17 protein-coding genes are annotated in these 16,599 nt (G+C 61.6%); 16 read left to right on the top strand and 1 reads right to left on the bottom strand.

Annotated features, from left to right (window positions below):
- The first annotated feature begins 39 nt into the window (after positions 1-39).
- The 14 genes from phnF (at position 40) to phnE (ABIB18_RS09670) (ending at position 11,368) form a co-directional block, all read left to right on the top strand.
- Complete coding sequence (gene phnF, locus ABIB18_RS09735) at positions 40-753, top strand: phosphonate metabolism transcriptional regulator PhnF (protein ID WP_159223972.1); 714 nt, start codon at positions 40-42, stop codon at positions 751-753.
- Positions 753-1,199, top strand: coding sequence for a phosphonate C-P lyase system protein PhnG (phnG, locus tag ABIB18_RS09730; RefSeq protein ID WP_031377905.1), 447 nt, complete (start codon positions 753-755; stop codon positions 1,197-1,199). The genes phnF and phnG overlap by 1 nt, the downstream gene beginning before the upstream one ends.
- A complete protein-coding gene (gene phnH / locus ABIB18_RS09725; RefSeq protein WP_354474063.1) occupies positions 1,199-1,774 on the top strand; it encodes a phosphonate C-P lyase system protein PhnH in 576 nt (191 codons plus the stop codon). Before phnG ends, phnH begins: the two co-directional genes overlap by 1 nt.
- Positions 1,774-2,850, top strand: coding sequence for a carbon-phosphorus lyase complex subunit (locus ABIB18_RS09720; protein WP_031377907.1), 1,077 nt, complete (start codon positions 1,774-1,776; stop codon positions 2,848-2,850). The genes phnH and ABIB18_RS09720 overlap by 1 nt, the downstream gene beginning before the upstream one ends.
- Positions 2,843-3,691 carry an alpha-D-ribose 1-methylphosphonate 5-phosphate C-P-lyase PhnJ gene (locus ABIB18_RS09715; RefSeq protein ID WP_046288242.1) on the top strand — a complete coding sequence of 283 codons (849 nt, stop codon included), beginning with the start codon at positions 2,843-2,845 and terminating at the stop codon, positions 3,689-3,691. The genes ABIB18_RS09720 and ABIB18_RS09715 overlap by 8 nt, the downstream gene beginning before the upstream one ends.
- On the top strand, positions 3,681-4,442 hold the full coding sequence (gene phnK, locus ABIB18_RS09710) for a phosphonate C-P lyase system protein PhnK (protein ID WP_031377908.1): 762 nt from the start codon (positions 3,681-3,683) through the stop codon (positions 4,440-4,442). The genes ABIB18_RS09715 and phnK overlap by 11 nt, the downstream gene beginning before the upstream one ends.
- Complete coding sequence (gene phnL, locus ABIB18_RS09705) at positions 4,443-5,156, top strand: phosphonate C-P lyase system protein PhnL (RefSeq protein WP_031377909.1); 714 nt, start codon at positions 4,443-4,445, stop codon at positions 5,154-5,156.
- Positions 5,153-6,289, top strand: a complete 1,137-nt coding sequence (phnM, locus tag ABIB18_RS09700; protein WP_354474062.1) for an alpha-D-ribose 1-methylphosphonate 5-triphosphate diphosphatase — start codon at positions 5,153-5,155, stop codon at positions 6,287-6,289. The genes phnL and phnM overlap by 4 nt, the downstream gene beginning before the upstream one ends.
- Positions 6,289-6,825: a ribose 1,5-bisphosphokinase gene (phnN, locus tag ABIB18_RS09695; RefSeq protein ID WP_046288244.1), complete on the top strand. Its 537-nt coding sequence runs from the start codon at positions 6,289-6,291 to the stop codon at positions 6,823-6,825. Before phnM ends, phnN begins: the two co-directional genes overlap by 1 nt.
- Positions 6,826-6,889: 64 nt before the next feature.
- On the top strand, positions 6,890-7,660 hold the full coding sequence (gene phnP, locus ABIB18_RS09690; RefSeq protein WP_279810469.1) for a phosphonate metabolism protein PhnP: 771 nt from the start codon (positions 6,890-6,892) through the stop codon (positions 7,658-7,660).
- Between the two features lie 79 nt (positions 7,661-7,739).
- Positions 7,740-8,570 (top strand): phosphonate ABC transporter ATP-binding protein, encoded by an 831-nt coding sequence (gene phnC, locus ABIB18_RS09685; RefSeq protein WP_031377628.1) that lies wholly within the window; start codon positions 7,740-7,742, stop codon positions 8,568-8,570.
- Positions 8,571-8,596: 26 nt separating this feature from the next.
- On the top strand, positions 8,597-9,523 hold the full coding sequence (gene phnD, locus ABIB18_RS09680; RefSeq protein WP_031377627.1) for a phosphonate ABC transporter substrate-binding protein: 927 nt from the start codon (positions 8,597-8,599) through the stop codon (positions 9,521-9,523).
- 103 nt (positions 9,524-9,626) lie between these two features.
- Positions 9,627-10,487 (top strand): phosphonate ABC transporter, permease protein PhnE, encoded by an 861-nt coding sequence (gene phnE / locus ABIB18_RS09675; protein ID WP_031377626.1) that lies wholly within the window; start codon positions 9,627-9,629, stop codon positions 10,485-10,487.
- The gene (phnE, locus tag ABIB18_RS09670; protein WP_046288245.1) at positions 10,484-11,368 is read left to right on the top strand and encodes a phosphonate ABC transporter, permease protein PhnE; all 885 of its coding nucleotides are present in this window, start codon (positions 10,484-10,486) and stop codon (positions 11,366-11,368) included. The genes phnE (ABIB18_RS09675) and phnE (ABIB18_RS09670) overlap by 4 nt, the downstream gene beginning before the upstream one ends.
- Here the strand turns inward: phnE (ABIB18_RS09670) and ABIB18_RS09665 are convergent.
- Entirely contained in the window at positions 11,322-13,925 is a 2,604-nt protein-coding gene (locus ABIB18_RS09665; RefSeq protein WP_046288246.1) for an ATP-binding protein, read from the bottom strand. The genes phnE (ABIB18_RS09670) and ABIB18_RS09665 overlap by 47 nt on opposite strands.
- 147 nt (positions 13,926-14,072) lie before the next feature.
- Here ABIB18_RS09665 and ABIB18_RS09660 point away from each other — a divergent pair, with 147 nt between their 5' ends.
- Both ABIB18_RS09660 and ABIB18_RS09655 read left to right on the top strand, forming a co-directional pair.
- A complete protein-coding gene (locus ABIB18_RS09660) occupies positions 14,073-15,587 on the top strand; it encodes a sugar ABC transporter ATP-binding protein (RefSeq protein ID WP_031378036.1) in 1,515 nt (504 codons plus the stop codon).
- Between the two features lie 10 nt (positions 15,588-15,597).
- Positions 15,598-16,578, top strand: a complete 981-nt coding sequence (locus tag ABIB18_RS09655) for an ABC transporter permease subunit (RefSeq protein WP_031378037.1) — start codon at positions 15,598-15,600, stop codon at positions 16,576-16,578.
- Positions 16,579-16,599 lie beyond the last annotated feature (21 nt).

The raw sequence follows: 16,599 nt of genomic DNA, 5'->3' as shown, positions 1-16,599 counted from the left end.
CTGCGTCCCCACTCTGTAACCCGTGAGGATTTCATCGTGATGGAGTTATCCAGACATCCGACCACTGTCTATCAGGCCGTCGCTGCACAACTCGAACAGGCGCTACAGCAACGCTACCGCTGTGGCGACTATCTTCCCTCCGAGCAACAACTGGCCGATCACTATGAAGTTAACCGCCATACCCTGCGCCGGGCGGTGGATGAACTGGTGAACAAAGGGCTGCTGCAACGCCGTCATGGCGTCGGCATTCTGGTGCTGATGCGGCCTTATGACTATCCGCTGCACGCTCAGGCGCGTTTTAGCCAGAACCTGATGGAGCAGGGCAGTCACCCGACCAGCGAGCGGCTGTTGGCGGTGTTGCGTCCGGCCAGCCAGGACGTCGCCAGCGCACTGGGCGTCAAAGAGGGCGACAACGTCATTCACCTGCGCACTCTGCGACGTGCCAACGGCGTGCCGTTGTGTGTCATCAACCATTTCCTTGCCGATCTCAGCTGGTGGCCGCAGTTGCAGCATTTTAACAGCGGTTCGCTGCACGATTACCTCGACAAGCACACCGGCAAACAGCTGGTGCGTACCCAGACCCGCATCAGCACCCGGCGAGCGCAGGCGAAAGAGTGCAAGCAGCTGGAAATCGCGCTGCATTCGCCGCTGCTCTGCGTGCGGACGCTGAATAAAACCCGTGACGGTGCGATGGCCGAATACTCGGTCAGCCTGACGCGCGGCGACATGATTGAACTGACTCTGGAGCATTAATGGAACAGCAAACGGCCCGCCAGCGCTGGCTTTCAGTGCTGGCACACAGCAGCGCGGCACAGCTTAACGCGCACTGGCAGGCGCTTAACCTCCAGCCAGCGTTCACCCTGATTCGTCCGGCAGAGATCGGCCTGACCCGGCTGCAGGCGCGGATGGGCGCGACCGGTAAACGCTTTGTGATGGGGGATGCGACGGTGACGCGCGCGGTGGTGCAGCTCAGCGACGGCACGCTGGGCTACAGCTACATCCTGGGACGTGACAAAGCCCATGCCGAGCGCTGCGCCTTACTCGATGCCCTGTTACAGCAGCCGGAAACCCGGACGCTGTTGGAAGAGAAAATTATTACCCCGCTGGCGGCATGGCGTGATGAGCAGCGTCAGCTGCGCGCGCGTGAAATTGCCAGCAGCAAAGTGGACTTCTTTACGCTGGTACGCGGAGATAACTGATGACTTTACTGGCAAGTTTTAACCATCCGGTGGCGGATGCACAGCGCGCATTTCGTCGCATCCTCAAGGCGATGAGCGAACCTGGCGTGATGGTGTCGCTGCCGCTGCAACAGGGCTGGGGCGCACTGTCGCCTGCCGCCACCGCACTGTTACTGACGCTGGTCGATCAGGAAAGCCCGGTCTGGCTGGATGCGCAGATCGATAACGAACAGCTGCGCAATAACCTGCGCTTCCATACCGGCGCGCCGATTACTGCGCAACAGGATGCGCCTTTCGCGCTCAGTCATGCCAGCTCACATCCCGATCCGGCCCATTTTGCCGCCGGTGATAATCTGGCGCCGGAAAAGAGCACCACCCTGATTATTGAAGTGCCGTCGCTGAATGGCGGCCTGACGCTGCGTCTCTCCGGACCGGGCCTGCGTGAAACCCGCGCCATTGCGCCGCAGCTGCCGGAAAGCGTGCTGGCCTATCTGCGTAGCCGACTACATCCGTTCCCGCAGGGCGTCGATCTGATTTTTACCTGTGGCGAAGCGATGATGGCGGTGCCGCGCACCACGCTTGTGGAGGTGTGCTGATGTATGTTGCGGTAAAAGGGGGCGAAAAGGCGATTGCCCACGCCCATCAACTGCAGGCCGATCTGCGGCGCGGCGATCGGGATGTCGCCGAACTGGGCTGCGATCAGGTGGCACAGCAGCTCGGTCTGGCGGTCGATCGGGTGATGACTGAAGGTGGAATTTACGATCCGGAACTGGCGGCGCTGGCGATCAAGCAGGCCAGCGGCGATCTGGTGGAGGCGATCTTCCTGCTGCGCGCCTATCGCACCACGCTGCCACGACTGGCGGAGAGCCGACCGCTGGCGACCGGATCGATGCGTATCGAGCGGCGTATCTCGGCGGTCTACAAAGATCTGCCGGGCGGCCAGGTACTGGGACCGACCTATGACTACAGCCACCGTCTGCTCGACTTTACGCTGCTGGCCAACGGTGAAACGCCGGCATCGCCACGCGACGATCGGGCACTGGACGCCGCCTGTCCGCACATGTTCTGCATGATGAGCAATGAAGGGCTGGCGGTGCGTGAAGAGGATGACGGCAGCGAACCGACCGATATCACCCGCGAGCCGATGAGCTTTCCTGCCTCACGCGCCGCCCGGTTACAGCAACTGGTGCGCGGTGATGAAGGTTTTCTGCTGGCGCTCGGTTATTCAACCCAGCGCGGCTATGGTCGCACCCACCCGTTTGCCGGTGAGATCCGTACCGGCTATCTCAGCGTCAGCATCTGCCCGGAAGAGCTGGGGTTTGAGCTGGAGATCGGTGAACTGCTGCTGACCGAGTGCGAAATGGTCAACGGCTTCGCCCACAGCGACGACAGCGCGCCGCATTTCACCCGCGGCTACGGTCTGGTGTTTGGTCGCGCCGAACGCAAAGCGATGGCGATGGCGCTGGTTGACCGGGCGCTGCAGAGCCGTGAGCAGCAGGAACGCATCACCAGCCCGGCGCAGGATGAAGAGTTTGTTCTGTCGCACGCCGATAACGTCGAAGCCGCGGGCTTCGTCTCCCACCTCAAACTGCCGCACTACGTCGATTTCCAGGCCGAGCTGGAACTGCTGAAACGGCTGCGGCAGGATCATCAGGAGCGCAACCATGGCTGAACTCCACGGTTATAACAACGGCTATCTGGATGAGCAGACCAAACGCACCATCCGCCGCGCGATCCTCAAAGCAGTGGCGATCCCTGGCTATCAGGTGCCGTTTGCCGGACGGGAAATGCCGATGCCTTACGGCTGGGGCACCGGCGGCATTCAGATCACCGCCAGCGTGATTGGCGATCAGGATGTGCTGAAGGTGATCGATCAGGGTGCGGATGACACCACCAATGCGGTGTCGATTCGTCGCTTTTTTCAGCGGGTCAGCGGGGCGGCGACCACCGAACGTACCGCCGATGCCACGCTGATCCAGACCCGGCATCGCATTCCGGAAACGCCGCTGGAAGAGGACCAGATTTTGATCTTCCAGGTGCCGATCCCGGAGCCGCTGCGCTTTATCGAGCCGCGTGAAACCGAAACCCGGACCATGCACGCGCTGGAGGAGTACGGCATCATGCAGGTCAAACTGTATGAAGATATTGCCCGCTACGGTCATATCGCCACCACCTATGCCTATCCGGTCAGGGTCAACGATCGTTATGTCATGGACCCGTCGCCGATCCCCAAATTCGATAACCCGAAAATGCACATGATGCCGGCCCTGCAACTGTTCGGTGCCGGCCGCGAAAAGCGCATTTACGCCTTACCGCCCTATACCAAAGTAGAAAGTCTCGACTTCGACGACCATCCATTCACCGTTCAGCAGTGGGATGAACCCTGTGCGCTGTGCGGCTCGCGCCACAGCTATCTCGACGAGGTAGTGATGGACGATCAGGGAACGCGGATGTTTGTCTGCTCCGACACCGACTTTTGCCATCAGCAGCAGGAACAGCAACATGCACAGTGATCAGCCGCTGCTTGCGGTCAGCCAGCTCACCCATCTTTATGCGCCGGGCAAAGGGTTCGAACAGGTCAGTTTTGATCTCTATCCGGGCGAAGTGCTGGGCATTGTCGGCGAGTCCGGCTCCGGCAAAACCACACTGCTGCACAGCCTGTCGGCGCGTCTGACGCCGCAACAGGGCAGCATTCTTTATCAGGGACGCGACCTCTATCAGATGAGCGAAAGCGATCGCCGTCGTCTGCTGCGCACCGAATGGGGCGTGGTGCATCAGCATCCGCTGGACGGATTGCGGCCGCAGGTCAGCGCCGGCGGCAATATCGGCGAACGGCTGATGGCGGTCGGCCAGCGCCACTATGGCGATATCCGTGCCGAAGCCAGCCGCTGGCTGCAGGCGGTAGAGATTGCCGCTAACCGTATCGACGATCTGCCGACCACCTTTTCCGGCGGGATGCAGCAGCGTCTGCAGATTGCCCGCAACCTGGTGACCCAGCCGCGCCTGATGTTTATGGATGAGCCGACCGGCGGGCTGGATGTGTCGGTACAGGCGCGACTGCTGGATTTGCTGCGCACGCTGGTGCGGGAACTTAATCTGGCGGTGGTGATTGTCACCCACGATCTCGGGGTGGCGCGACTGCTGGCGCACCGGCTGCTGGTGATGAAGCAGGGGCGGGTGGTGGAGAGCGGATTAACCGATCGGGTGCTTGACGATCCCCATCATCCTTACACGCAATTGCTGGTCTCTTCGGTGCTCAATTAAATGATGACTCACACCCCCATGTTGCAGGTTGAGAATCTGTGTAAAACCTTTGTGCTGCATAACCAGAACGGCGCTGCGCTGCCGGTATTGCAGAACGCCAGCCTGACGGTCAGTCAGGGCGAATGTGTGGTGCTGCAGGGCCACTCCGGCAGCGGTAAATCGACTCTGCTGCGGGCGCTGTACGGCAACTATCAGCCCAACAGCGGCCATATCCGGCTGCAGCATCAGGGTGAATTGATCGATATGGCGCAGGCGACGGCGCGGCAGATCATCGCCATCCGGCGGGATACGGTCGGCTGGGTCAGCCAGTTCCTGCGGGTTATTCCGCGGGTGCCGACGCTGGAGATTGTGATGCAGCCGCTGCTGGAGCGCGGCGTCGAGCGCGCCTTCTGTGAAAAGCGCGCCCGTGAGCTGCTGAGCCGGCTTAACGTGCCGGAGCGTCTCTGGTCGCTGGCCCCGTCGACCTTTTCCGGCGGTGAGCAGCAGCGGGTTAACATCGCGCGCGGCTTTATCGCCGACTATCCGGTGCTGCTGCTGGATGAACCGACTGCCTCACTCGACAGTGTTAACCGTGACGCGGTGGTCGGACTGATTGAACAGGCGCGCGCCCGCGGTGCCGCCATTGTCGGCATTTTCCACGATGAAGCGGTGCGCGACCGGGTGGCCGATCGGCTGCACCTGATGCAACCGATCGCCACAGGAGCACAAGCATGATCATTAATAACGTCCGACTGGTGCTGGAAAACGAGGTGGTCGCCGGATCGCTGGAGTTCCGTGACGACCGCATCAGCAGCTTCAGCGAAACCGCCAGTCAGCAACCGGGCGCGCTGGACGGCGAGGGTGCCTGGCTGCTGCCGGGGCTGGTGGAGCTGCACACCGATAACCTCGACAAGTTTTTCACTCCCCGGCCCAAAGTGGACTGGCCGGCCCATTCGGCGATGAGCAGCCACGATGCGCTGATGGTTTCCAGCGGGATTACCACCGTGCTGGATGCGATTGGCGTCGGAGACGTGCGCGACGGCGGGCACCGGCTGGAGAATCTCAGCAAGATGATCGACGCCATCCGCGACAGCAACCGTAAAGGGCTGAACCGCGCCGAGCATCTGCTGCACCTGCGCTGTGAGTTGCCGCATCCGACCACCGTGCCGCTGTTTGAGGCGCTGATGGGGACGCCGGAACTGGCGCTGGTATCGCTGATGGATCACTCACCGGGGCAGCGTCAGTACGCCTCGCTGGAAAAATATCGCGAATACTATCAGGGCAAATATCAGCTCAACGATCAGGAGATGAACCTGTTCGAGCATGACCAGCTCACGCTGGCGGCTGCCTGGTCTCAGCCTAACCGCCAGGCGATTGCTGCGCTGTGCCGTGAGCATGGCATCGCCATCGCCAGCCACGACGATGCCACCGCGGCGCACGTTGAGGAGTCACATGCGGCGGGCAGCCGTATCGCCGAGTTCCCGACCACGCTGGAGGCGGCCCGCGCCTCGCGTTATCGCAATATGCAGGTGCTGATGGGCGCGCCAAACATCGTGCGCGGCGGCTCGCACTCCGGCAACGTCGCCGCCTGGGAGCTGGCGTCACACGGGTTGCTGAATATCCTGTCGTCAGATTACTACCCGGCCAGCCTGCTGGATGCGTCGTTCCGGCTGGCGGCGGATGAGCGCAACAGCCTTGGCATGGCGCAGGCTATCGCGCTGGTGACCTGTAATCCGGCGCGGGCGCTGGGACTGGAAGATCGCGGCGTGATTGCAGAAGGCTGCCGCGCCGATCTGGTGCTGGCGCATACCGCCCACGGTCACCCGCACGTGCGCCACGTCTGGAGCAAAGGCCGGCAGGTCTATTAATGGCGCGCCTTATCTGGTTAATCGGGCCGTCCGGATCGGGCAAGGATAGCCTGCTGAATGCGCTGCGCGATGCCCCGCCGGCACGGCTGCTGATTGCCCATCGCTACATCACCCGCGCCGCCGATGCCGGCGGTGAAAACCATGTGGCGCTGAGCGAGGCGGAGTTCGCCCGGCGTGCCGCGCTGGGGCTGTTCGCGGTCAGCTGGCAGGCGCACGGGTTTCATTACGGCATCGGTACTGAAGTGGAAAGCTGGCTGCAGCGCGGTCAGAACGTGGTGGTTAACGGATCGCGGCTGCATCTGGCGCAGGCACAGGCGCGATTCGGGCCGCAGCTGCTGCCGCTCTGTCTGCAGGTGACACCGTCGGTGCTGGCGGTGCGGCTGCGTCAGCGGGGACGGGAAGATGACGCGGCGATCGCCCGGCGGCTGGCGCGTGCTGCCCAGCCCCAGCCGGACGGGTGTCTGCTGCTCAATAATGACGGGGCGCTGGACCGCACGGTACAGCAACTTCGACAGCTGCTGGAGGCGCATCAATGAAACAGACCTTTGCTGGCAGCGCGGAGACAGTCCGGCATCGACTTCAGCGACCGGAGGCGTATCAATGAAGCTCACTTTTCTGGGGACTGGCGGGGTCACCGCCGCGCCACTGTTTGGCTGCGACTGCCGCGCCTGTCAGCGAGCGCAGCAGGACCGGCGTTATCATCGTGCGCCGTGCAGTGCGCTGATTGAGGCGGGCAACGAGCGCATCCTGCTCGACGCCGGCCTGCCGCTGCTGGCCACGCGTTTCCGGCCCGGTGAGCTGACCCGCATTCTGCTGACGCACTACCATATGGATCACGTGCAGGGGCTGTTTGCGCTGCGCTGGGGCAAGGGTGCCTCTATTCCGGTGTGGGGGCCGCCCGACACGCGCGGCAGCGATGACCTGTTTAAGCATCCCGGCCTGCTCGATTTCCGGCCCTCATTAACCCCGTTTGTTGCCCAGTCGTTTGGTGAACTGCAGGTCACGCCGCTGCCGTTGCAGCATTCACGGCTGACCCATGGCTACCTGTTCGACTGGCAGGGCAGCCGGCTGGCCTGGCTGTGCGATACCTGTGGCCTGCCGCCTGATACCGAAGATTTTCTGCGCGGTCAGCCGCTCGATCGGCTGGTGATCGACTGTAACGATCCGCCGCAGACCGCGCCGCGCAATCACAACGATCTCAACCTGGCGCTGGCGATCATCGACCGGCTTCAGCCGCGTCAGGCCTGGTTAACCCACCTCAGTCACGAGATGGACAACTGGTTAGCCGATCACCCGCTGCCAGAGGCGGTTCAGCCTGCGCGCGATGGTCTGATCCTGTCATCGGGCTCCGGCTGGCCTGTCACAGTTTGATCATCTGACTGTCATGCCGCCTTCATGCCGCCACGCCTTAATAACCGGCAGAACGTAATCAGTGATGACGGAGAACAATATGGCACAGGCACTTCTGAAAACGGTGGTCGATAACGACCTGCCACCGGCCAGTCTCGGCGGACAAAAAGTGTTGTCGGTGCAGAGTCTGAGCAAAGCGTACGGCGACAGCAAGGTGCTGGATAAGGTCAGCTTCGATCTGCACGCCGGGGAACTGGTGGCGGTGATTGGCCGTTCCGGCGCAGGAAAATCGACCCTGCTGCACATGCTCAACGGCACCATTGCCGCCAGCTCCGGCGCGATTATCAGCCTGCATCAGGGCGAAGCGGACCGCAACGTGGTCGCACTCAGCAGCCGCCAGCTGCGGGAATGGCGCAGCCAGTGCGGCATGATCTTTCAGGATTTCTGTCTGGTGCCGCGTCTCGATGTGCTGACCAACGTGCTGCTGGGCCGACTGAGCCAGACCAGTACGCTGAAATCCTTCTTTAAAATTTTTTCTGACCATGACCGCGCCCACGCAATTGAACTGCTGCAGTGGATGAACATGCTGCCGCAGGCGCTGCAACGCGCGGAAAACCTGTCGGGCGGTCAGATGCAGCGCGTGGCGATCTGCCGGGCGCTGATGCAGAACCCCAAAATCCTGCTGGCCGATGAGCCGGTGGCGTCACTCGACCCGAAAAACACCAAACGCATCATGGATGTGCTGCGTCAGGTGAGCGAGCAGGGCATCAGCGTGATGGTGAACCTGCACTCAATCGAACTGGTAAAAAGTTACTGCACCCGGGTGATTGGTATTCAGCGCGGGGTGGTGCTGTTCGATGGCCATCCGTCGCAGCTTACCGACAGCCTGCTGCATCAGTTGTACGGCGATGAACTTAATCAGATCCACTAACTTCCACGGCAAGAGAACAACCTCGAATGAAACTGACTTCTTTAGCGCTACTGACGGGTGTAATGGCTTTTGGTGTTAACGCAGCGGATGCGCCGAAACAACTCAACCTCGGCATTCTGGGCGGACAAAACGCCACCCAGCAGATTGGTGATAACCAGTGTGTGAAGACTTTCTTTGATAAAGAGCTGGGCGTGGATACGCAGATGCGTAACGCCTCTGACTACTCCGGGGTGATCCAGGGATTGCTGGGCGGCAAAATTGATATGGTGCTGAGCATGTCACCGGCCTCGTTTGCCTCGGTTTACCTGCAGGACCCGAAAGCGGTCGATGTGGTCGGCATTGTGGTGGATGACAAAGATCAGTCACGCGGCTATCACTCGGTGGTGATCGTCAAAGCGGACAGCCCGTATAAAAAACTGGAAGACCTGAAAGGCAAATCGTTTGGCATGGCCGATCCCGATTCGACCTCCGGTTTCCTGATGCCTAACCAGACCTTTAAGAAACAGTTTGGCGGCACGGTAGACGATAAATACAACAATACCTTCTCCAGCGTGACCTTCTCCGGCGGCCATGAGCAGGACATTCTCGGCGTGCTGAACAACCAGTTCGACGGCGCAGTGACCTGGACCTCACTGGTCGGCGATTACAACAGCGGCTATACCTCCGGCGCATTTGGCCGTCTGATCCGTATGGACCATCCGGATCTGATGAAGCAGATCCGCATTATCTGGCAGTCGCCGCTGATCCCCAACGGTCCGGTGCTGGTCAGCAACAAACTGCCGGCGGATTTTAAAGCCAAAGTGGTGGCGGCGATTAAGAAGCTGGATAAAGAAGATCACGCCTGTTTCGTCAAAGCGGTTGGCGGTGAGCAGCATATCGGTAATGCCACCGTGGCAGATTATCAGAACATCATTGATATGAAGCGCGACCTGATGAAAGGCAGCCGCGGCTAACGCGGCGGCGGCAATCTCATTACCTCCTTCCCTGACTATCCGGGGAAGGGGGATGCGGCAAACCGGCCGGCGTCCCGCTGCTTCAGCTCCGGAGATCCCCCTCTTGACCGAATTCGAACGTTACTACCAACGCATCCGACACCAGCAGAAGCGCGACACGCTGCTCTGGTCACTGCTGCTGGTCGCCCTCTATCTGGCGGCGGGCAACGTGGCGGAGTTCAATCTGCTGACCGTCTGGCAGTCGCTGCCACACTTCTTCGACTATCTGCATGAAATTATGCCGGTGCTGCATCTGCCGCTGCTGTTCGCGGATGGCAAAACCGAAGGGTCGCTGGCTTACTGGGGCTACCGTCTGCCGATCCAGCTGCCGCTGATCTGGGAAACGCTGCAGCTGGCGCTGGCCTCCACTCTGCTGGCAGTGGCGCTGGCGGCAATGCTGGCCTTTTTTGCCGCTGACAATACCCGTACGCCCGCCAGCCTGCGACTGGCTATCCGCGCCTTTGTCGCCTTTCTGCGCACCATGCCGGAGCTGGCGTGGGCGGTGATGTTCGTGATGGCGTTTGGCATCGGCGCAATCCCCGGCTTTCTGGCGCTGGCGCTGCACACGATAGGTAGCCTGACCAAACTGTTTTACGAGGCGATTGAATCGGCGTCTGACAAGCCGGTGCGCGGCCTGGCGGCCTGTGGTGCCACCACCCTGCAGCGGATGCGCTTCGCCTTCTGGCCGCAGGTAAAACCGATCTTTCTCTCCTACAGCTTTATGCGGCTGGAGATCAACTTCCGCTCCTCAACCATCCTCGGGCTGGTGGGCGCGGGCGGCATCGGCCAGGAGCTGATGACCAATATCAAACTCGATCGCTACGACCAGGTGAGCATGACCTTGCTGCTGATCCTGATTGTAGTGTCGCTGCTGGATACGCTCTCCGGCCAGTTGCGCCGTCGCGTCGTAGGAGAAACCGCATGATCAGCGTCGTACCGGATATCACGCATCTCAGAGCGCAGCATCGCGCGCTGTTTGCCGCGCAACCGCGCTACCTGCGCCGCCTTGGCCTGCTGGCGCTGGCGCTGCTGCTCTACTATCTGTTCTTCTTTTCGTTTTATGGCATTGAGTGGTCGCGCCTGCTGAACGGCTGTCAGCAACTGGGGCGCTACTTTCTGCGGATGTTTGTCTGGCAGGATTTTGCCAACTGGCCGTTTGGCTACTACTTCTCGCAGGTCGGGATTACGCTGGGCATCGTGTTTGCCGGCACCCTGACCGCCACGCTGCTGGCGCTGCCGCTGTCATTTCTGGCGGCGCGCAACGTGATGCACAGCCGGGCGACCCGACCGGTTGCCTTTGTGATGCGCCGGCTGTTTGACCTGCTGCGCGGCATCGACATGGCGATCTGGGGATTGATTTTTGTCCGGGCAGTCGGCATGGGGCCACTGGCCGGGGTACTGGCGATTATCCTGCAGGATGTCGGGCTGCTGGGCAAACTGTATGCCGAAGGGCACGAATCGGTTGAGCGCTCGCCGAGCCGCGGCTTGGGTGCCGTCGGTGCCAACAGTCTGCAGAAGCACCGTTTCGGCATTTTTACCCAGTCGTTCCCGCAGTTTCTGGCGCTCAGCCTCTATCAGATTGAGTCCAATACCCGCTCAGCGGCGGTGCTGGGCTTCGTCGGCGCCGGTGGCGTCGGCCTGGTGTATGCCGAGAATATGCGGCTGTGGAACTGGGACGTGGTGATGTTCCTGACGCTGATCCTGGTGGTGGTGGTGATGGCGATGGATGCGCTCTCCAGTCGTCTGCGCAAGCGCTATATCAGCGGGACACCGGTGCCGCTGTGGCAGCCTGCTGGGCGCGATTAAGCCGTTCGCTGCGTTGCCAGGCGCGCTGCAGCGCCTGCACCAGCTGCGCCTGCTGCCAGGGCTTCGCCAGCCGTTCGCACAGCGGTAAGGTGACCGGCTGGTGGCGCAGGTCCTGACCACTGATCAACAGGGTCGCCAGCTGCGGCCAGTTCTGCTGCGCCTGGCGGATCACCTCAGCGCCGTTGATCTCGCCCGGCAGCATCAGATCGCTGATCAGCAGATCGATATCGGGCGTCTGACGCAGCAGCGCCAGCGCCTGTTCACCGTCGCCGCACTCCAGCGTCAGGTAGCCTAGCTGGTGCAGATGCTCACACAGCGTCTGTCGCACCGCCGGTTCATCATCCAGCACCAGCACCAGCCGATCGTTGGCCGCGTCGGGTGGCGTCGGCTGGACCGGCGGGAGCGGGGCGGTGGCCGGCATCTCTGGCGCGCGCGGCAACAGCAGCCGCACCGTGGTTCCCTGTCCCGGTGCCGTCTCCAGTTCAATCTGACCGCCGGACTGGCGGACAAAGCCATACACCATCGACAGCCCCAGCCCGCTGCCACTGCCGGTGGCTTTGGTGGTGAAGAACGGCTCAAATACCTGCTCGCGCACCGCGGCCGACATGCCGCAACCGTGGTCAATTACCTCAATTGTGACACGGTCACGTTTCTCCTCCTGCTCCAGTCGCCGCTGGTTCCAGATGCGGATGCGGATTTCTCCGCTCTGCTGCTGCATCGCATCCCGGGCGTTGACCACCAGATTCATCAGCGCGTTTTCCAGCTGGCTGGCATCGATCCAGGCGGGCCAGCCGGGACGCTGCGCATCAATAACCAGTTGCTGACCGGGCAGCAGCGAGTGCTGCAACAGCCCCTGCAGATTATCCACCAGCGTCACCACCGAGACCGCGCGTGGAAACAGCGCCTGTTTACGTGAGAAGGCCAGCAAACGCTGGGTCAGCTGGGCAGCGCGATCGGCTGCCTGGCGCGCCCGCTCAATCCGGCTGGCGAGTGGGCCAGGCGTCAGCTGGCCTTCGGTCAGCGCCAGGCTACCGATGATCACCGCCAGCAGATTATTAAAGTCGTGCGCCAGGCCGCCGGTCAGCTGACCGACCGCTTTCATCTTCTGGCTGTGCAGCAACGCCTCTTCCAGCGCTTTGCGGGTGGTGCGTTCCAGCACCGTATTGACCATGCCGCGCCGGGGGATCGGGCTGAAGCGCAGTTCCAGCGTCCGCCCATCGGCCAGCCGGATCTCCTGCGGTTCACCGGGTCCATGCAGATCAACCGCCAGCGGTTGCAGCAGCTGCTGCCACGGCACGCCCCGGTGCAGTTCACGCGGCGGAATGCCCAGCAGCTCGGCATACTGCGCATTCCACACCACCAGCTGACCGTCGTTATCAAACAGCGCAAACCCGTCGCGCATCGCCAGAAAAGTGGATTCCAGCTGGTTGCTCTTCTCTTTCAGCAGGCGTGAAGTGTGGGCCAGCGAGGCAGTATTGCGGGCGAAGACGTTGAAGGCGCGCGCCAGCTCGCCCAGCTCATCCCGCCGTTGCAGCCCCGGCACGCTGACGTTTTGTTCACCCTGCGCCAGCCGGGTCATCGCCCCGGCAATCGCCGTCAGGCTGGAACCGAGATTGCGGTAGATATAGATGCCGGCATAACCGGTGATCGCCAGCGCCAGCAGCGCAAACAGCGTAATAAAGCCGATTATCGAATCCAGCTCGCGGTGGGTGGCGAGGGTCCGCGCCTCACTCTGCAACGCCACCTGCTGCACCGAGGCACTGATGTCCTCATTGAGCATCGCCACCAGCGCTTTGATGCGATAGGTGGCGTAGGCAATCGCCAGATCGCTCTGTTCCAGCGCATCGGCCAGCGGCAGCAGGCGCTGCTGAGTCGCCAGCAGGCGCTGCACTTTCTCGCCGGTGACGCCCTGCAACGGCACCGCGCGCCACTGCATCATCACCTGCTGTAACTGATCGATCACCGCGACGGGCGAGGGAGTACGAATGGCGATCCCGATCAGCCGCTCGGTCTGCTGGCGCAGCGCGGCGTCTGGCTGAGTCTGCTGTTCACGTCGCACCAGCTGGTCGATATGGCTGAGCAACAGCTGCGCCTGCCACAGGTCGCTCAGCATGGTGTTACGTTGCAGGTGGCGCTGATGGCCGGTCAGCAGTAACTGGTTGATGGTCTGTTCCAGCATCAGGCTGCGGGCGCGAATGCGGGCGATGCGTTCCGGCTGGCGCGCTGCCAGCGGCGCACTGGCCAGCAGCGTCAGTGAATGCTGCAGCGCCTGCTGATTCTGTTTCAGGCGTTGTGATTCGCTCTGGTACTCCAGCGCCCCGACCACCTGCGACAGCCGCACCGCCGCCGTGGCCACGTTGGCGGTATCGCGCGCCAGCGCCAGACTGCCGTTCATGTCGGCCAGCGTCTGCGCCTGGGCCTGTTCCTGAATCGCGCCAGCATGACGAAAGCCAAAGATCGCCACCACGCTCACCATCAGCGTGACCAGCACCACCAGCAGATTGAACAGTAACAGGCGGCCGCGCGCCCCGGCCTGCCACGGATAACTGCGCTGCATCCCACGACCTCATCATCACTGCAACGATGGGCCGAGTATAGGAGCGCACAGGCGGACGAATATGACAAATATGAACGGGCCCTGACATTTTCCGTTTATCTGGCGTTGCTTAACTGGCGGCTCTTCATAATCAGCAGGAGCCGGCCGATGACAGCCACACCGATACTGGAAATGCGGGAGATCACCCGGCGCTTCGGCAGTTTTTATGCCCTGAAAGGGGTCGATCTCACCGTCTATCCCGGCGAAGTTCACGCCCTGATGGGCGAGAACGGCGCCGGTAAAAGTACGCTGATGAAGATTCTGGCCGGTGCCTATACCGCCAGCAGCGGGGAAATTTTAATCGAAGGTAAACCCTATGCGCTGAAGGGGCCCAAAGAGGCGCTGGCCGCCGGGATTACCCTGATCTATCAGGAGATCAATCTGGCGCCCAATCTGACGGTGGCGGAGAACATCTTCCTCGGCAGCGAAATTGCGCCCGGTGGGCTGGTGAAGCGGCGGCAGATGGCGGAGCAGGCGCAGCGGGTTATCGACCGGCTGGGCGCGCAGTTCAGCGCCTGGGATTTGGTCAGCCGGCTGAGCATTGCCGAGCAGCAACAGGTAGAAATTGCCCGTGCGCTGCAACGTAACAGCCGCATTCTGGTGATGGATGAGCCAACCGCGGCGCTATCCAACCGTGAGACCGAACAGCTGTTTGCGCTGATTAAACGGCTGCGCAGCGAAGGGATGGCGATCATCTACATCAGTCATCGAATGGCCGAAGTCTATGAGCTGTCCGACCGGGTCAGCGTGCTGCGCGACGGCCAGTATGTCGGCAGTCTGACCCGCGAACAGCTCAACGCCAGCGAACTGGTGCGGATGATGGTCGGGCGGCCGCTCAGCGATCTGTTCAATAAGGACCGTACTATTCCGCTCGGCGATATCCGGCTGGCGGTGAATCACCTCACCGACGGCGGCAAAATTCATCCCAGCAGTCTGGCGGTGCGGGCCGGTGAAATCGTGGCGCTGGCCGGGCTGGTGGGTGCGGGGCGCAGCGAACTGGCGCAGCTGATATTTGGCGTACACCCACCGAAAGACGGCGAGATCTGGATCGACGGCGAGAAGGTCACGATTCGCTCACCCCGTGAGGCGATTGCGCGCGGGATCGGTTTTCTGACCGAGAACCGCAAAGAGCAGGGGCTGTTTCTGGAGATGGCGGCGCAGGAAAACATCGTGATGGCCACGCTGGAACGTGATGCCAGCTACGGCATGCTAGACCGTCGCAAAGGACAGTCGATTGCCAATGAGGCGATCGCTTCACTCAATATCCGGGTGCCGCATGCCCAGGTTCGGGCTGGCGGACTCTCCGGCGGTAATCAGCAGAAGCTGCTGATATCGCGCTGGGTGGCGATTGGCCCGCGCATTCTGATCCTCGACGAGCCGACGCGTGGCGTCGATGTCGGCGCGAAGAGCGAAATTTATCGCATGATGCAGCAGATGGCGCGGCAGGGCGTGGCGATTTTAATGATCTCCAGCGAACTGCCGGAGGTGGTCGGGATGAGCGACCGCGTTTACGTGATGCACGAAGGCACCATCGTGGGTGAGCTGGAAGGCAGCAACATCAGTCAGGAAAATATTATGACGCTGGCAACCGGTGCGCATAGCGCGTCACCGCTCGAGGTATAAGGATACCATCATGACACAACTGGCCCGGACCAAAGCCCCGACGCTGAAACGCGCGCTGATGGGCGATCTGCTGCAAACCGTCGGTATCCTGCCGATTCTGATCCTGATCGTGGCGGTGTTTGGCTTTGTTACGCCGAACTTCTTTACCGAAGCGAACCTGCTGAACATTACCCGCCAGGCCTCAATCAATATCGTGCTGGCGGCGGGCATGACCTTTGTCATCCTGACCGGCGGCATCGATTTGTCGGTCGGATCGATGCTGGGCACTACCGCAGTGGTGGCGCTGGTGGCGTCGCTCGATCCAATGCTGGCCTCAATGACCATTCCGATGGCGCTGGGTGCCGGACTGGTGATGGGGCTGTTCAACGGTGTGCTGGTGGCGTGGGCAGGGCTGCCGCCGTTTATCGTCACGCTCGGCACCTATACCGCGCTGCGCGGAGCGGCCTATCTGCTGGCGGACGGCACCACGGTAATCAACTCCGATATCAATTTTGAATGGATCGGCAACGGCTATCTCGGCCCGGTGCCGTGGCTGATTGTGATCGCATTCGCTGTCATCGCTATCTGCTGGTTTATCCTGCGCCGCACCACGCTTGGGGTACATATCTACGCGGTGGGCGGCAACATGCAGGCTGCCCGCCTGACCGGCATCAAGGTCGGCATGGTGCTGATTTTTGTCTACGGCATGAGCGGCCTGCTGTCGGGGCTGGGCGGACTGATGAGCGCCTCACGGCTCTACAGCGCCAACGGTAACCTCGGCGTCGGCTATGAGCTGGATGCAATCGCTGCGGTGATCCTCGGCGGCACCAGTTTCGTCGGCGGCATCGGCACCATTACCGGTACGCTGATTGGCGCGCTGATTATCGCCACCCTGAATAACGGCATGACGCTGATGGGCGTCTCCTATTTCTGGCAGCTGGTGATCAAGGGCGCGGTGATCATTATTGCGGTGCTGATCGACAAATATCGCACCCGTCATCACGTGAGTTAAGGCTGGAAAGGGGGATGCGCA

It is taken from the genome of Pantoea sp. UYEF8 (assembly GCF_040546285.1).
Classification (GTDB): domain Bacteria; phylum Pseudomonadota; class Gammaproteobacteria; order Enterobacterales; family Enterobacteriaceae; genus Pantoea; species Pantoea brenneri.
Note: the sequence above shows the minus strand (reverse complement) of the source record. Positions and strands in the feature narration are given on the sequence as shown.